12 protein-coding genes and 2 pseudogenes are annotated in these 16,142 nt (G+C 71.1%); 7 read left to right on the top strand and 7 right to left on the bottom strand.

Features of this window, described 5'->3' with window-relative positions; genetic code table 11:
• The first annotated feature begins 35 nt into the window (after nt 1-35).
• From AVL59_RS23345 to AVL59_RS23370, 6 genes are all read left to right on the top strand, one after another.
• On the top strand, nt 36-275 hold the full coding sequence (locus tag AVL59_RS23345) for an acyl carrier protein (protein WP_067307203.1): 240 nt from the start codon (nt 36-38) through the stop codon (nt 273-275).
• Entirely contained in the window at nt 275-1,513 is a 1,239-nt protein-coding gene (locus AVL59_RS23350; RefSeq protein ID WP_208870426.1) for a beta-ketoacyl-[acyl-carrier-protein] synthase family protein, read from the top strand. The genes AVL59_RS23345 and AVL59_RS23350 overlap by 1 nt, the downstream gene beginning before the upstream one ends.
• A 44-nt stretch (nt 1,514-1,557) precedes the next feature.
• Nucleotides 1,558-2,379 carry an enoyl-ACP reductase FabI gene (fabI, locus tag AVL59_RS23355; RefSeq protein WP_237281608.1) on the top strand — a complete coding sequence of 274 codons (822 nt, stop codon included), beginning with the start codon at nt 1,558-1,560 and terminating at the stop codon, nt 2,377-2,379.
• Complete coding sequence (locus AVL59_RS23360; protein WP_067307197.1) at nt 2,379-2,855, top strand: MaoC family dehydratase; 477 nt, start codon at nt 2,379-2,381, stop codon at nt 2,853-2,855. The genes fabI and AVL59_RS23360 overlap by 1 nt, the downstream gene beginning before the upstream one ends.
• A gap of 88 nt (nt 2,856-2,943) precedes the next feature.
• Entirely contained in the window at nt 2,944-5,622 is a 2,679-nt protein-coding gene (locus AVL59_RS23365) for a LuxR C-terminal-related transcriptional regulator (protein WP_067307194.1), read from the top strand.
• 53 nt (nt 5,623-5,675) lie between these two features.
• Nucleotides 5,676-6,562 (top strand): IS5 family transposase gene (locus AVL59_RS23370; protein WP_107407424.1). Its coding sequence is split into 2 segments (ribosomal slippage): nt 5,676-5,712 and nt 5,712-6,562, totalling 888 coding nucleotides; the frame shifts between segments, so codons are not numbered across the junction.
• Between the two features lie 30 nt (nt 6,563-6,592).
• Here AVL59_RS23370 and AVL59_RS23375 read toward each other — a convergent pair.
• Entirely contained in the window at nt 6,593-7,003 is a 411-nt protein-coding gene (locus AVL59_RS23375) for a RidA family protein (protein WP_067307678.1), read from the bottom strand.
• Between the two features lie 191 nt (nt 7,004-7,194).
• Here AVL59_RS23375 and AVL59_RS23380 point away from each other — a divergent pair.
• Nucleotides 7,195-7,569: pseudogene (locus AVL59_RS23380) on the top strand (hypothetical protein); the annotation flags it as partial.
• A gap of 430 nt (nt 7,570-7,999) precedes the next feature.
• Here AVL59_RS23380 and AVL59_RS23385 read toward each other — a convergent pair.
• The 6 genes and pseudogenes from AVL59_RS23385 to AVL59_RS23405 form a co-directional block, all read right to left on the bottom strand.
• Nucleotides 8,000-8,698: a helix-turn-helix transcriptional regulator gene (locus AVL59_RS23385; RefSeq protein WP_067307679.1), complete on the bottom strand. Its 699-nt coding sequence runs from the start codon at nt 8,696-8,698 to the stop codon at nt 8,000-8,002.
• Between the two features lie 222 nt (nt 8,699-8,920).
• The gene (locus AVL59_RS56570) at nt 8,921-9,211 is read right to left on the bottom strand and encodes a DUF6207 family protein (RefSeq protein ID WP_372450416.1); all 291 of its coding nucleotides are present in this window, start codon (nt 9,209-9,211) and stop codon (nt 8,921-8,923) included.
• Nucleotides 9,186-9,287 (bottom strand): annotated as a pseudogene (locus AVL59_RS56575) (DUF6207 family protein); the annotation flags it as partial. The pseudogene AVL59_RS56575 and the gene AVL59_RS56570, both read right to left, overlap by 26 nt.
• A 402-nt stretch (nt 9,288-9,689) precedes the next feature.
• Entirely contained in the window at nt 9,690-13,139 is a 3,450-nt protein-coding gene (locus tag AVL59_RS23395; RefSeq protein ID WP_099053113.1) for an ATP-binding protein, read from the bottom strand.
• A 174-nt stretch (nt 13,140-13,313) separates the two neighbouring features.
• Nucleotides 13,314-14,447, bottom strand: coding sequence for a hypothetical protein (locus AVL59_RS23400; protein WP_067307683.1), 1,134 nt, complete (start codon nt 14,445-14,447; stop codon nt 13,314-13,316).
• Nucleotides 14,444-16,141 carry a dynamin family protein gene (locus AVL59_RS23405; protein ID WP_237281912.1) on the bottom strand — a complete coding sequence of 566 codons (1,698 nt, stop codon included), beginning with the start codon at nt 16,139-16,141 and terminating at the stop codon, nt 14,444-14,446. The genes AVL59_RS23400 and AVL59_RS23405 overlap by 4 nt, the downstream gene beginning before the upstream one ends.
• Between the last annotated feature and the right edge of the window lies 1 nt (nt 16,142).

Genomic DNA, 16,142 nt, shown 5'->3' on the forward strand with positions numbered 1-16,142 from the left:
CACCACCGCACGATCAACACGATTGAGGAGTCCCCATGAGCGCCCTGTTCGACCACATGACCGCCCTGCTCTCGGAGCGATTCGGCATCCCCACCGAGGAGATCCGCCCCGAGGCGAAGCTGCGGAGCCTCGATCTGGACTCGCTGGCCATGGTCGAGTTCGGCCTAGTCGCGGAGAAGGAGTACGGCGTTCAGGTCTCCGAGGACGACGTGTCCTCGGAGGACACCGTCGCCGACCTGGCCCGGGTGATCGAGGAGAAGGGCGGGGAGGTCTGATGTCGTACCGACACACGCGGTGCGACGTCGCGGTGACCGGCGTCGGCCTGGTCACGCCGGGGGGCGTAGGAGTGTGGCCCAGCTGGGAACTGATCCTGCGGGGCGAATCCACCGCCGCTTCGGCTGATCCCGAACTGGCGGGCCTTCCCGTCGACTTCAGCTGCCGTGTGCCGGGATTCGACGCCGACCAGCTGCTGGGCCGACGGATCGCGTGGCGGCAGGACCGCTTCGTGCACCTGGGGCTGGTGGCCGCCCGCGAGGCGCTCGCCGACGCCGGCCTCGATCCGAAGAGCTGGGACGGCAGTCGGGTGGGCATCGTCGTCGGCAACGCGCTCGGCGGGACCAAGCTGTTCGAGGAGGCGCGCAGCACGCTGGACTCCGAAGGGGCGGGGAAGGTGTCCCCCGTGCTGATCCCGCAGATGGGGCAGAGTTCGCTGGGCGGCTTCCTCTCCATCGACTGCGGGGCCACCGGACCGAACATCACCACGGTGACCGCGTGCGCCTCCGGCGCGACCGCCATCGGAACGGCTCGCGACCTGCTGCGATCCGGCGTGTGTGACGTGGTTGTGACCGGCGGCACCGAGTCGGCGATCAGTCCGACGATCATCGCCGGCTTCCATCAGCTGGGTGCGCTGTCGAAGCGGGGCGACGACCCGGCCGCCGCGTCCCGGCCGTTCGACGACGGCCGCGACGGCTTCGTGGCCGCCGAGGGGGCGGGGATGCTGGTGCTGGAACGGGCCGCCGACGCCCGCGCCCGCGGAGCCCAGCCACTGGCCCTGCTCAGCGGTTACGGGGCATCCGCGGACGCCTACCACCCCACGGCGCCCCGGGCCGACGGGGCCGGAGTGGAACAAGCGGTGCGGATGGCGCTGGCCGACGCCGGAATCCCGCCGCAGCAGGTGGATCACATCAACGCGCACGGCACGTCGACACCGCTCAACGACGCCGCCGAAGCCCAGGTGATCCGGCGGATCTTCGGCGACCGGCCCGTGGTGACCTCGGTCAAGGGCGCCCTCGGTCACACCCTCGGCGCGGCGGGTGCCATCGAGGCGGTCTGCACGGTCCTGTCGGTCCGGCACAACGTCGTACCGCCGACGGCGAACCTCGACAGCCCCGACCCACAGGTCCAGTTGGACATCGTCACGAAGGCGCCCCGCACCATGCCCGTACGCACCGCGATCAGCAACTCCTTCGGTTTCGGCGGGCTCAACGCGGTGCTCGTCTTCAACGCCGTGTGAAACGGCGGCAGTTCACCTCTCGCACAGGAAGGCATGGACAGTTGTTGTTGCAGAACAAGAGACTGCTCGTCACCGGGGTGCTCACGGAAAGTTCGATCGCATACCGCATCGCCCGGATCGCCCAGGAGCAGGGAGCCGAGGTCGTGCTCACCGGGTTCGGCCGCGGGCTGGGGATCACGCGCGCGGTGGCGGAGCGGCTGCCGGCCCCTTGTGACGTCCTTGAGATGGATGTGACGAAGCCGGAGCACCTCGAACGGGTCGCCGAGGACCTCCGGCGGCGCTGGGGCCGGCTCGACGGGGTGGTCCACGCGGCCGCCTTCGCACCAGCCTCCGCGCTCGGCGGAGGGTTCCTCACCGCCGCGTGGGAGGACGTCGCCACCGCGTTCCATGTGTCCACCTACTCGTTCGCCGCCTTCGGCCGGGTCTTCGGTCCGCTGCTGGCCGCGTCCGAGCACGGGTCGTTGGTGGGACTGGACTTCGACGCCGACCGGGCCTGGCCGGGCTACGACTGGATGGGCGTCGCCAAGGCCGCTCTGGAGAGCTGCTGCCGCTACCTCGCCCGGGAGCTGGGCCCCCAGGGAGTACGGGTGAACCTGGTGGCCGCCGGGCCGCTGAGGACGATGGCCGCCAAGTCCATCGAGGGTTTCGCGGCTTCGGAGCAGCTGTGGCCCCGGCTGGCGCCTCTCGGCTGGGATGTCGGCGACGCCGAACCCGTCGGCCGGGTGGTGTGCGCGCTGCTGTCGGGCTGGCTGCCCGCGGTGACGGGGGAAGTGCTGCACGTCGACGGTGGGGCGCACGCGATCGGTGCGCCGTCCTCCCAGGACGGGCCCGGCAATGCCCCGGCAGCGGTGAAGGAGCCTGCGTGATGCGCGTGTTCAACACCCCCGCCGACCTGGCGCTGGCCGTCGGTGACCGGCTGGGCGAGAGCCCATGGTGTCGCATCGACCAGCGGCGGATCGACCAGTTCGCCGAGGCCACCGGCGACCATCAGTGGATTCACGTCGATGCCGAGCGAGCCCGCACCGGTCCGTTCGGCGGGGCCATAGCCCACGGCTTTCTGACCGTGTCCCTGCTGCCCTCGCTGCTGAACCAGATCGTCCGGATCGACGGCGTGGAACTGATGCTCAACTCCGGAGTCGACAAGCTGCGGTTCCACAGCCCCGTACCGGCCGGGGCACGCGTGCGTGCCGTCGCCCATCTGACCTCGGTGAAGCCACGAGCCGGCGGCTTCACCGAGGTGGTGCTCTCGGCCTTTTTGGAGGTCGAGAACCGGCGCCGGGCTGCCCTCACCGCAAACGTGCGTGCGTTGATGCGCGCCGCGCAGCCCGCGCCGGCCGCATGAGCGCGTGGGGGTCCAGTGGCGGGCAGCGGACCCCCACGCGTTCCCGGCCAAACGGGTGCGGGTGACAGGCAGAACCGAAGGAGGACCAGTGGGCCGCAGGCCGGCACCCGGAATCCTCGGACTGCGGGGCGAATTCGAGGAACTGCGCGGCCATCTGGTGCGAGCGCTCCTCTCGGAGCCGTCGGTGATCACCGTCGGCACAGAACCGGGCGTCGCCAGGACGAGGCCGTTCGACGCGGCCATCGACATCGCCGCCGACATCGGATACCGGGTGGGGACCGGGCGAGGCCGCCCACCGATTCGGGACCGCGCCTTCGGCGTCCTGCACCAGATGCTTGACGAGTTGCTGGCACCCGGCGGCCCCTGGGCGGCCTCCCAGGCCCGTACGGTCATGAAGGAACGGCCGGCCGACGAGATGTTCCCCGTGTTCGACCAGTTGCTGGCACGTCTGGCGGCACACGAACCCGTACTGCTGGCCCTCGACGACGCTGACCTGTGCGACACCGCGTCACTGCGCTACCTGGCCCACGCGATGCGGCGCGTCCACGGCAAGCCGGTGGTCCTCGTGCTGGCACATGAGGAGACGGAACCGGCCGTCATGGACGCGTCCCTGCGGGAGTTGACGGCCACGGCGCACCGCATCCCCGCGCCGGGCCGCTCCTCACCGGACACGGCCGCCTTCCTCTCCCGGACCGCGGGCCCCCAGGCCCCCGACGCCGCCACCCGGGACGGACTCACCCCCGCACCGGCCGACATCGACGAGTGGCTCGGTGCCCGGCTCAGCCGCCATCCCGCCTCGACGACCCTGGCGCAGGCGATCGCGGTCCTCGGCGACGACGCCGACTTCGGCCGCGCGGCGGCCCTGGCCCGGCTCGACCTCGATGACGCCTCCGCCAGGCTCGACCGCCTCATCCTGCTCGGGCTGATGGACCAGACGCCCCCGCTGCGCTTCCGGCACCATGTCCTGCGTGCCGCCGTCCTCGACGCCGTACCCATGGGCGCGCGCATCGCCTGGCACACCCGCGCCGCCGAACTGCTCCACGAGGCGGGCGAGCCCGACGAGACGGTGGCCGCGCATCTGCTGCGCGCCGACGTCGTCCGGATCGGCTGGGCCGCGACCACGCTGCGATCCGCCGCCCGACAGGCGATGGGACGCGGTCAGCCGGAGCGGGCCGTGCCCCTGCTGCGCCGGGCCCTGACAGCCCGCGCGACACCGGCTCAGCGCGCGGCCGTGCTCCGCGAACTCGGCACCGCCGAACTGGCCTTCGACCACTGCGCGGGAATCGCCACGCTGCGGGCCGCCCTGGAGAACGCACCGGACGCCGACGAAGCAGCCCACACCGCGCTCATCCTGGTGCCCGCGCTGCTCTCGGCCGAGTCCGACGAGGAAGCGACCACCGTCGCGGACCAGGTCGCCGCATGGGTGGCCGAGGCGGACCCTGACACCGCCTGGCACCTGGGCGGCCTGGCCTACCAGGGAGCGCTCGGCCGGCTCGGCACCGTCTCCGGCGCCGCCGCCCGGTCCGTGACCCTGTTCGCCGATACGCCGCAGGACCCTCGTCTGCGCCGGGCCCGGCTGGCCTACCTCGCCCATCACCACAGTTGGCGTGGCCTGGACCGCCCGAACGTCGTACGGCACGCCACGGAATCACTGCGCGACCCGCGCCCGGGAATGGCCCAGAGCCCGTACCACCTCGCCCTGCTGTCCCTGCTGTACGCCGACGCACTCGGGAACGCCGACGCGGCCCTGCGCCAGCTGGAGACGAACGCCGTGGGCAAGGGGTCCCACTGCGACCGGGCCGCCGTGATGCTCCTGCGCGGCGTCGCCTTGCGGATGTCCGGGAACCTTGACACCGCGCTGAACCGCTTCCGTACGGCATACAGCCTCCTCGACGCCTGGAGCGCGGGGAACCCGACCCGCGAGAGCATATGGTGCCTGGCACGAACGGCCGAGACGCTCGTCGAGCAGGGAGGCACCGAGGAGGCCAACGAACTTCTGGCACAGCGCGGCCTGTTGGGAGAACTTCCCGACCAGGTGCACTACAACTGGGTCCTCTTCGCACGCGGTCGCATCCACATGGCTCTCGGTGATCACGAAGGCGCCCTGAGGGACCTCCTCGAATGTGGATACAGCCTCACGGAGTGGGGCATGGACAACCCGGCCGTGCTGCCATGGCGATCGCAGGCCGCGTCTTCCTGTCTCGCCCTCGGTGACCGCCGCCGGGCACGCGAGCTGGCCGAGCAGGAGCTGGCCGCCGCACTGCGCTGGGGAACGCCCCGCGCAGCGGGAACCGCACGGGCAGCCCTGGGACGGGCGAGCACCGGCCCGGAGGCGACCAAGCAGCTGACCGACGCGGTGGCCGTCCTACGGGAGTCGCCAGCACGTCTGGAGCTGGCACACGCGCAGTACGCCCTGGGCGTGGCGTGCCGCGGCCAAGGACAATTGAACGAGGCCCGCGAGCACCTGGTGACGGCCGAGACCCTGGCCCAGCGATGCGGCGCCGGACCACTGGCCGTCCGCGCGGCCAAAGAGCTGGCAGGGATCAACCCGCCATCCGGCTCGGACGCACCCTGGGGCCCATTGACCCGCCAACAGCGACGCGTCGCCGAACTCGCCGCACAGCACCTGAGCAACAGACAGATCGCCGTACAACTGGACATCACCGTGCGGTGCGTAGAATTCCATCTGTCCGCCGCATACCGCAAGTTGGGCATCTCAGGACGCCATGAACTACGCAGAGTACTCGCCATCAGCGCGGGCGGTTAGGCACCGCCCGACGGATCTTGTGACCGTCGCGGTCTCGGGTCGTTGGCATGGTCATGGGGCGGGGAGATCTGTCGAACGCAGAGTGGTTCCGGCTGAGCCGCACCTGCCGAAGTCCGGGAGGCGCGGGGGCCGTTGGGTCAGCCACCGCAGGATCATCAATGGGGTCTTGTACCGGCAGCGCACCGGGGCGCCCTGGCGGGATCTGCCCGCGCGTTTCGGTCCCTGGAAGACCGTGTACGAGCGGCACAGACGCTGGTCGGCGGACGGCACATGGGACAGGGTCTTCGCGGCCATCCTGGCCGACGCCGACGCGGAGGGCCGGATCGACTGGTCGATGGTGAGTGTGGACTCCACCTCCTGCCGGGCCCACCAGCATGCCGCCGGGGCCCGCAGAACAGCGCCGCGAGTGCGGGGAAAAGGCGCACGCGCACGCCCCCGACAGCATCGCCCTGACGAGGGACTCGGACGTTCCCGAGGTGGCCTGACCTGCAAGATTCATCTCGCCGGTGAGGGCGGGCGCCGCCCTCTGGCGCTGCTGATCACTCCGGGCCAGTGGGGCGACGCCCCGCAGCTCATCCCGGTCATGGAACGCATCCGCGTCAGTCGCCTGTGCGGCGGGCGTCCGCGCACCCGGCCCGACCACCTCGGCGGCGATAAGGCGTACTCGTCCCGCCGCAACCGTCGCTACCTGCGGCGACGCCAGATCAAGCACACCATCCCCGAGCCGAAGAACCAGCGGGCCAACCGCCAACGCCGGGGCAGCAGGGGCGGCCGGCCCGCTGGCTTCGACAAGACGATCTACAAGCGCAGGAACGAAGTTGAGCGGACGATCAATGCGTTGAAGAACTTCCGGGCGGTGGCTACGAGGTTCGACAAGAGGGTCTACATCTTTCATGGCACCGTGACCGTCGCAGCAATTCGCCTGTGGCTTGGCTCTTAAACCCGCCGAAGAGCCTGTGAGTGCCCGGCATCACCGCACGAGTCCGATGGCCTCAATCTCGATCATCCACTCAGGATTGGCGAGTGAGGAGACCTCTACGAACGACTCGGCGAGGTGCGGCTTGTCCGGGAAGTGTTCCGCGCGCAACTTGGCAAAGATGTCCTGCTGCGCTATGTCCGTAACGAACACGGTCGCCTTGACTACGTCGGCGAGGCTGGAGCCCGCGTTTGTGAGGACCGTCGACAGATTCGCGAGCGCCTGACGGGCTTGCGTCTCGAAGTCCCCGGCGCCGACCGTGGCTCCCTGGGCATCGATCGGCGCCTGCCCTGAGGTGAAGACCAAGTTCCCGACCCGGACGCCGAGCGAGATACCGGCCGACTCGTACCAGTCGGGTTCCGCAGTGACGCGCACGCGCTCGGCGGCAGGCTGTGTAACGGACATATTGCTGACACTCCCTCAAAACTGCACAGCGGAGCCGGGCAGCTGTGATCACCCGGGCTTGATCGACAGCCACGAGATCCTGAGATTCATTCCCGAGGGCTCGCAAGACCGCCTCGGTGCAGCTCGGGTGACAGTCGCCCACCTACGCGAGCGTGTCGCATCCCAGGCATGATCCGCAGGACAGGCCCTAGATCACCGCGGGCGCCCCGCAGCCGCTGCCGGACGAGGTGGCGCTCGACGGTGTCGAGGAGTTCCTGTCCACCTGTTGCGCAACGACGAGCGCCTGGCCGCACGAGCCCGCCGCCGTCGACCACCACGCCACCGAGGGCCGCTCCTGGCGCCTCATGCTCTCCGCTGACGGCGCACGGACCGCCCGCCTGTCTGAACCCGGCACAACGCCCGCCACCGCTGCAGGCGAGGATCCGGACGGGTCCGACGCCTCCCTCCGCGGCACGGCCGGTGAGCTGGTCCTGGCCCTGTACAGCCGTACTCCGGTGGACTCCCTGAAGGTCGACGGCGACCGGCGTCTCTTCGACCAGCTCCTGGCCTGGGACCCGGATGAGTAGGACGTGACGCTGCGCCACCTCGCGCGCCCCGAGGACCTGCCTCCCGCGAACGGCTACAGCCATGCGTCAGGATGAGACGCGTAGGCGGCGGAGGCATATGAGGCTGCAGGCCAGTTCGAGTAGGCCCTGGTCGAGGTCACTGGATATCCCTGAGCACCTGGTCGAGATCGAAGTCACCGCCGTCATCGACTGAACAGGTGCACTTCACCCCGGGGCTGCCTGCCCTCGGCGTCTGTCCAGCTCGAACCGCCCGTAGGGGTTCACGTTGGTCCAGAACAGCCGGGCAAGACCGGTCGGCCGGCGTCGGTGAGCCTGTTCCTCCGCCTCTCCTCGCTCAGAATGTTCTGGAGGAGCAGGGTGTTGACGAGCACCAATGCTGACTGGGGGCGGTCTTGAGGGTGCGGGAGTCGCATGGTCCGCCGGACAGGTCCTAATCGGGTGGTGCGTCCGCCAGGGCGTCGCGCCGTGCGGCCCGGGAGGTGACACCCAGCTTGGGGAAGAGCTGGTGCAGGTGGGTGGAGACGGTACGCGGGGAGAGAAAGGGCCGTTCGCCGATCTGTCTGTTGGTGAGACCGGCCGCCGCGAGCAGGGCGATCTCCCGTTGCTGTGGCGTCAGTGACGCCGGTCCGGAGCCTCCGGCGTGCCCGACGGACAGCCCGGTTGCCCGCAGCTCGTTGCCGGCCCGGGCTGCCCAGGGCCGTGCGGCGAGTCGCCCGAATGTGTCGAGCGCGGCGCCGAGGTGTGTGCGTGCTTCCCTGATGCACTTCATTCGCCGGAGGCGTTCGCCGTAGGCGAGTTGGTCCCGAGCCCACTCGAACGGCCAGCGGTCGGTGCCGGGTTCGTTGAGCGCCTCGTCGAACAAGTCGAGCGCGCGGCGATCGTCGGCGGTGAGCGCGACCGACGCTTTTACGGTCATGGCAAGCCGTGGCGAGATGGCTCCGGCACCCGACTCATGTGCGGCCATGGCGTGCGCTCGCGCCTGCGCGGTCGGGCCTGTTCTGGCGGCGGCCTCGGTGAGATCCATGATGACGAACAGGGCGGTGGGGACGTGGGAAGCAAGCTCGCCGCCCGGGCTGATGGCGGACGCGTGCAGGTATGCGTCCTCGAACCGGCCGTGGACGAGATCCAACCCGGGTTGGGTGGGAACGGATATGCGATGCCCATGCCGGACACTGACGAATCGCGTCAACTCTCCACCCCATGCAGCTGAGCTGGGGGCGCACACGGACGGGCCCGGCCATTGCACCTACGCCGGTGATCGGATGTCACCGCGCATACAACCGCCACACAGGCCAACCCGGCGAACCCATGCGGTCACAGCACAGCGGCCGACGGATTCCGGGCCCGATGGCTAGTTGGTGGTCCGGGAGCGGGACCGGCTGGCGTCCGGGAGGTTCCGCTGTTCGGCAAGGACGACCGTGAGATCTCGCCGTGAGCCAGGTCGGACCGTGGTCGTCCCCATCGACGGGCCGACCACCGAGCCGACCACGTTGGTGAGTTGCTGCCGCAGATCCAGGTAGAAGCACGGCCGATCGCCGGGCTTGCCCACGTCCCGCGTCGTGTGCTGTGCGGGCGGCGTCGCCCACCGTTCGGCGAGCAGCTGCTGAAAAGCGCGCGGTCGCATCGTCGGTGGCCACGACATCGATGACGACCAGGCCCGGCTCGCTCACGTGCACCTCGTTGATCGGGTCCGTGTACGGCACTGCCGCCTCGCACACCGGCGCCGTTCGACCTGAGCGATGTGATCACCCGAAGTGGACTTCCGCGTAGGCGTGGAACACCTCCTGGTGACCGAGGTAGAGCGCCTCGAAGTCCAGCGGCAGGGACACGGACTGCGACAGCCCGGCACCCTGTCATGGGCGGAGCACTCCGACGCCAACTTGTCTGCGCCAACGGTCCGTTGGACCTGGCACCTGCCCAAGGGACCCGGCGGTTCTGGACGTGCCGGACCCCCGATACGACGCAGCCCGATCGCCCCCCTGCTGGCCGGTCTGTCTGCCGTGGAGGTTCTCGGCCAGCTCCGCTCCGACTGCTGCTCATTCCGCCCGTGCGCCAAAAGGGCAGCTTTCCGCGCTCGACTCCGCGAGGTCGTCGTGCACATCCGCGGCGGCTTGTGCCCTTCACAGGGTCTCGCTGCGCAGCGCGGCGAGGGTTTCGGCGACGGCGGCGTCCATGGCCGGAGTTGGCCGGCGGCCACGAGAGGTTGCGGCGGTGGCGTTGACGGTCATGCAGTAGAGGAGCGATCGTCGACTCTGGCCTTCGGAGAGTATCTGGCAGGCGTGAGGAAGGTGTTCCTCGGCGAGCGCATCCAGCTGACGCAGGCGGGTGTCGAGGGGGACCGGGCGGTCCGCGCAGGCGCTCACGGAGGCGGCGAGGGCCTGAACGGCCGGGGCGACGAGTGGCAGCACCCGGCAGCGACTCGGGCAGGTGGCGCAGCCGGACAACTCGCGGGGCGGGCGGGAGCCGATGGTCCGGTTCAGGTCCGCACGGATCTCGGAGAGCAGCTCACGTGCCGATCCGTCGAGGTGCTCCGCCTTCAGCCAGCCCTCCCCCAGTCGCGCCAGGATCCGGGCGGCACGGTCACGCCCGAGGAACTCCGCACCGCGGTCCGGTGCGCCGAGGCCGTCCAGCCGTCGTCTGGCGGCCTGCGCGTAGGTGCAGTACGCCAGGCTTCCCGCGGGCACGGACGAGCGCCAGGCCGTCCAGGCCTCCCACAACTGCTCCGGTGTGCCCAGCAACAAACGATCGAAGAAGGGGGACAGCGCCTGGTCCGCGGCGGCCCGTGCGCGGTCCCGGTCCGCCAGGTGCAGCACCGTGCAGGGCGCCGGACAGCGGCGGCAGCCGCCGTGACGGTGCAGATACGCCCGGTCGGCCTCGGCCGGTGCGCCGGCCGCTCCCTGCACCCGCACGGCCAAGGGCTCGGGCGGCCGCATCCTGGCCAGCACGGCGGAGCCGATCCGTTCGTCGTGAACGACGGCCTCACCGGGCGGCAGAGTGGCCAGATGACGGCTCTGCTGCTCGGTGAGGTTGACCGTCGCGGCGACGACCGCGCGGTCGTCGGCGGCGACCAGCCGGTGCAGGATCTTGACGTTGGAGTTCTTGACGATCTCCGGCGCAAGCTTGGTGGGCACCTGGTCGGCGACTATGAAGCCCTCACCGTACGCCCGCATCTCGGCCAGCATGTCGGTGAACATCGCCACCGCCTTGGCCTGTGCATCAGGAGTCTCGGCACCGGACGGCGGCCGGGCGGCACGCAGCAGCCGGTGGGCCTCCTCGATCAGTGTCAGGTGGCGCAGCTCCTCGCCTTCGGGCATGGCTGCCCCCGCGCGTGACTCGGCGTACTCGTACAGGCGGCACAGCAGCAGGGCCATGACGAAGGACTTCTCCTCGTCGTCGCCGAGGTTGCGCAGCTCTATCAGGGCCGGCCGGGCGAAGAGGTCCTCCACCGGCACCGAGCGGCGGGTGTCCAGAGCCATGCCCTTGGTGCCCACCACCAGGCTACCCAACCGGGAGCGCAGTGCGGCGCCGAGGTTCTGGTGGACCTCGCGTCCGTAGGCGCGCCGCTCCAGGACTTCCTCGATCTTGTCCTGGAGTTCCCTGATGGTCGGGGTGAGTGCGGCGACGTCCGGTGCGGAGGGCCGGGCGCCCAGCAACTCGTTGGCGGACGTGTGCAGATCCCAGCCGCGCTCGGTGTAGACCTCGAGCATCGCGTCCTCGAGGACATAGGACATGCCGGCGAACATGGGGAAGGACGCGTTGAAAACGGCCTTGAGCAGGTCGATGTGGCGCGAGAGCGGCACGGAGGCGACTGGGGCGAACGGGTTGAGCCGTAGCGGCAGCGGGGCGTCCGGGCCGATGCCGTAGACGCGCAGTCTGCCCTTGAGGGCCGGGTGCTGGGCGAGTTGGCGGTACTCGGCCTTGGCCGGCTCGATGACCAGGAACGGCACACCCAGCTCGGTGTACGCCTCGACCAGGAGGTTCTTGGCGGTGGTGGTCTTGCCGTACCCGGTCATTCCGGTGATGAAGACATGCCGGTTCAGCGCCCGGTCGGAGACGGTGACCTGCTGGTACTCACCGCCCTGGGCATCTGTGACACGGCCGATGGTCACGGCCTTCGGCTCAGGTGGCGGGGCGGAGAGGGGGAACTCGGCGACGTCAGGCATCGGCAGTCCGGCCATCGGCCCGCGCGGAAGGCCCACCAGGACGGCGAGTTCGGCGGAGGTGAGGCAGGTCGCCAGGGCGTCGAAGGCGGGGCCCAGGGGATGTCCCATGCCGCCGGACGCGGGCACGAGGGGGAGGATACGGCCGTGCAGGGCCGCGGTGCGGAGGGTGGCCGGCGGCAGCCGCAGCACCCGCAGCGGGTCAAGGGCGGTGGCTTCGCCGCTGCAGGTGCCGCGCAGCGCCCCCGCGAGTGACTCCAGGGCGCCCTCGCTCTCGGCCGCCAGGTAGACGGCGGTGCGCCACCAGCCCTGGGCCCGGGCGGTCTCCAGCCGGTCGATGTGCTGCTGGAGCAGTTTCTCGCACGCCTCGGCAGTGGCGTCCAGCAGCTCCGCGTTGTGGCTGCGGAGAGTCGAGACGCCCTTGGTCTGGGAGGTGTTGCGCGGGCCGCCGGCGATCGAGGCGAGCTGGAGGACCGAGGGGGCCGCGGTTGCGAGCGGGCGCACGGCCGGGAAGATGCCGGCCAAGGAGCAGAACACCGCGATGGCGGTGAGGCAGGTCGACAGTCCCGGTTCCGATCCGGCGGCCTCGGTGGTGGAGGTGGAACTGGTCTCCCCCTGCTGGTTGCCGACGGTGTGCCGGACCAGGGCGTGGATTTCGCTGCGCAGGCGACGACAGTGGTCGAGAGTGCGGTCGAGCTCCCCGGCGGAGAGGGGTTCGGCTGCGACCACCACGGCGTAGCGGCGGGCGCCGACGGCGGCGGCGAGGCGGTCGAGTGACTGGAACGCGGCGGGACTGCGGCCGTGGACGGGGGCGGGAATGCCCGTGATCAGGGCGAGGGCCGGAGCGGTGCGGACGAACGCGGCCAGATCCGCGTGGGTGCCCTCCTCGAACGAGTCGGCAGGGCCGAGTTCGAGTCCCGGGACATGGGCGCGCAGCACCCCGGCCTGGCTCTGCAGGAAATCCTCGGTGGAGCCCCTGGAGGTGCCCGCGAGGCGGCGCCCGCCCCAGTGGATGCGGTGCCTGATGCCGTCACCGTGGACCGCCACGCTGAGCAGATGGCCACCGCTGTGGCAGGCGGTGAGGACGTGGGGGACAGCAGCGGCCCAGCCTGTCTCGGCGGGCGGGCGCCCCAGGGCGCGGATCTCGTGCAGCAGCGGCCGGGACCCGTCCGCTGATGGCGGTTTGACGGTCCATCGGGTGGGGTCGAAGTCGGTGAGGTAGCGGCGTTCTAGCAGGCAGAGCAGCAGTTGCGGCATGGCTTCGGCAAAGCCGTCCGACCCCAGCAGCGCGTCGACGGCACCGGGCGGGCTGCCGGGCCCGGGGAACTGTACGGGAGGCTGGGGCAGCGGTCCTGGGACGGCTGGGGGCTTGGACGTCATCGTGGCTCCGGCTTGCGTGGGGTCGTCCATGGCTGCGGCAAGTGCATGACCGGCGTGTCGACGGGCTGATGAGGGCCCGGGGCCGCCATGGCCGGTCGTCTTCGCAGTGGATCAGCGGCCTCCCGTGACGGCGGGCTTCACTCGTGGCCCGACTGACTTCGGTGCCGACGCGTTGCGTGGATGCCGCCGCGCGGCAGGGTAGGGTCACCGGGTCTCCGGTGAGGCGGACCAGCGTTCCCAGGGCGGGAGGTCGTCGGGGACCGGTGTGGCATGGCCGTCGCCGGGAGCGGGGGCCTGGGAAGGATCGCCTGGCGTCGGTGCGGTGCCGGGTGCCGCGGCTGGCAACCGGCCGCGGAACTCCGGCCAGTAGGCGGCCCCCGCGGCCAGGTCGGCCGCCGGGGCAGGGCTTCGCCATACCGGCGCGAGCCTCGCCAGGGCGTCGCGCAGGAAGGGCCATGCCGCGCCCACTCCCCCGACCAGGACCAGTTCGGCCTGCGGCGCGGCGCCTTCCGCCAGGGCCCGCACCTCGCTGACGGTTCCTGCCACCTCTGGCCGTCCGGCCAGTTCGTCGCGGTGCAGAGCGAGCGGAGTGAACATCCGGTGGGCGAGCGGGCCGTACCAGGGCACCACCGCTTCGGTGCCCAGCAGGCCCGCGCACTCCAGGGCCGCGTCCAGCAGGGCGAGCAGGTCGCGGGCCGGGGTGCCCTGGTCGCAGCGGGCCAGTACTTCCTGGGCGACCAGGTCGGTCCACGCGCCCGCGCCCGCCGCGTGGACCGTGTCCACCGCACGTCGGTCGAGCAGAGGTTGTCCGTCGGCGTATGCCACCTGGTAGGGCGCGAGCACGGTCCACCGCTCCCCGCACACCACGGCCAGCACCGTGGCCCGTTCGGGTGGCACCGCATCGCTCTCCGCCAGCCAGCGGCAGACCAGGGCATCGGCAGCGCCGATCCGCGACGGTCTGCCCAGGCCCGATTCCTCGCAGCGTTCTTCGGCGTCTGCCGGAGTTCCCGGACCCGTGCACACGACGGTGTGGCAGCCGAGAGCGGGGGTGGTGCCGGCCAGGCCCAGGTAGCGGGCGGCGCGCCTGTGCACGCCACGCAGGAAGCCCTCGGACCAGGGGTCGTTGCGCCAGACGAGGAGCCGCTCGGCCGTGGCCGGCCCGTCGTCCAGCAGTTGTTCGGCTGCCGCGCTGCCCCAGGCGTCGTCGGCGCGGGCATTGGGGATGAGGGTCCGCCGGCCGTCGCCGAGCAGGGACAGCCGTGCGGCTCCTGGCCTGCCCTCACGGAGTGCCACGACGCTGCGCGTGTACTGCAGGTCGATACCAAGGACGCCGGTCACTGAGTTCCTCCGCAGCTGTCCAGGCAGTCGGTGAGATGCCGGTGCAGGGCCTCAAGGACGGTGAGCGGGCCGGAGTCCGGGGCCCTCGGGGCCGGGGTGAGGGGACGGCAGGCGCCCCCCAGCAGCTGGAGGACCAGGCTCCGCCGTTCCTTGGCGTGCCGTGCGGCTACGGCAGCGGCGGCCAGGATGTTCGCCCGGGTGCGTTCCCGGTCGGGTACGGCGGACTCGGCGGCCTCCTTGGCCCGTTCGACCGAGTCGGCCGCAGCGTTGACGACCTGGTCGATGCTACGCAGGGCTTTGGCCGACAGTGAGGGTATCAGCGAGCCGATCCGCCCGCTGACGGTGCGCCCGAGGCTGTTGGTGCGCAGTTCGGGCAAGCGTCCGGCGAGCCGGCCCGGCACCTCGACGCAGACGACGGGAGGCCGCAGCAGCTCCGCGAGCCGCCGGGTCTCCGTCTCGGTGAGGGCCGCGTGCCGGGTGGCGGCGGCGCTCCGGTCCAGCGTCCGGGCCAGGGTTTCGGCGAGTGCGGCGGATGCCTGCTGCAACTGCTCGGTGAGCAGGCGCCCGTAGCTGCCGTCGCGCTGGACCGGACCGGTCGTCAGCAGCTTCGCGACCTGTTCACCGCAGGCGCGGGCATGTGTGTCCCAATTCCGTGCCCAGTCGTCCACGGCCCGCTCCACCTGGGAGCGGAAGTGCTCGCCCGCGGTGGTGAGCTCGGCTCGCAGCAGGTCGTTGCCGGCGCATTCCTGTTCCAGGAGCGACCGCTGCTCGCGGATCCGGAGGGAGGCCTCGTCGACCAGGGGGCGTAGCAGAGCAGCCGCACGGGCTCGCCGGGCGGCAGCCACCGCCGGGTCGGCGTGGCTGATCCGGTCGAGCAGGGCACGGGCCTCGGGGGCGCCGAAGTGGCCGGGGTCGGCGGCGGCCGCGCGGGCGCTGACGAAGACGAGTCCGGCGGGCGCCCCGCCGTCGAGTGCGTGGTGGAGCCGGGCCCGGTGGTGATCGGCCCTGGTGGTCAGGAAGCGCTGCCACTGTTCGGGGGTGTCCTCGGTGAGGAAGACATTCACCAGCAGCACGACCGAGTCCGGTCCGTGCCGTTCGCGGTGGGCCCGGAGGAAGTCCTCCTCGACGGTGGAGATCGGCTGCCGGGAGCTGACGACCCAGACCAGCAGGTCGGCATGGGCGGCGACCTCGGCAGCCCGCGCGGTCATGGCATCGGTGTCGTTGATGCCGGGTGAATCGACCCAGCGCACGCGGTCCGGGACCGGGCAGTCGGCCAGCTCGATCACCAGGCGGCGGCTCTCCAGCACCTCGCTGCGGTAGTCGCCGTCGGCGGCGACGAGGGAGACGGCATCGGCGATGGCGTCGGTGGTGCAGGGAAGCTTTGTGCGCCGGCCCGCACGGACGACGGTGACGTGGTCGGCGGGCCCCTTTCTGATCACGCAGGCGACTCCCGTCTCCGGGAAGTCGTCGACCGGCAGGAGCGGGCGGCCGATGAGCAGGTTGAGCAGGCTGGACTTGCCGGCGCTGAAGTGGCCGCCGAAGACCACCGTGGTGCATGACGCGGCCAGCACGGCCCGTACCCGCTCCAGTTCGGTTGTGAACCGTCGGCGACAGGCGTCGCCGTGGCGGTGTGCCAGTTCTCCGGCAAGGGCCGGCGGCAGTGCCACCGCCGGCCGTGCGGGGCTGCGGGTCATG

The organism is Streptomyces griseochromogenes (genome assembly GCF_001542625.1).
GTDB lineage: Bacteria > Actinomycetota > Actinomycetes > Streptomycetales > Streptomycetaceae > Streptomyces > Streptomyces griseochromogenes.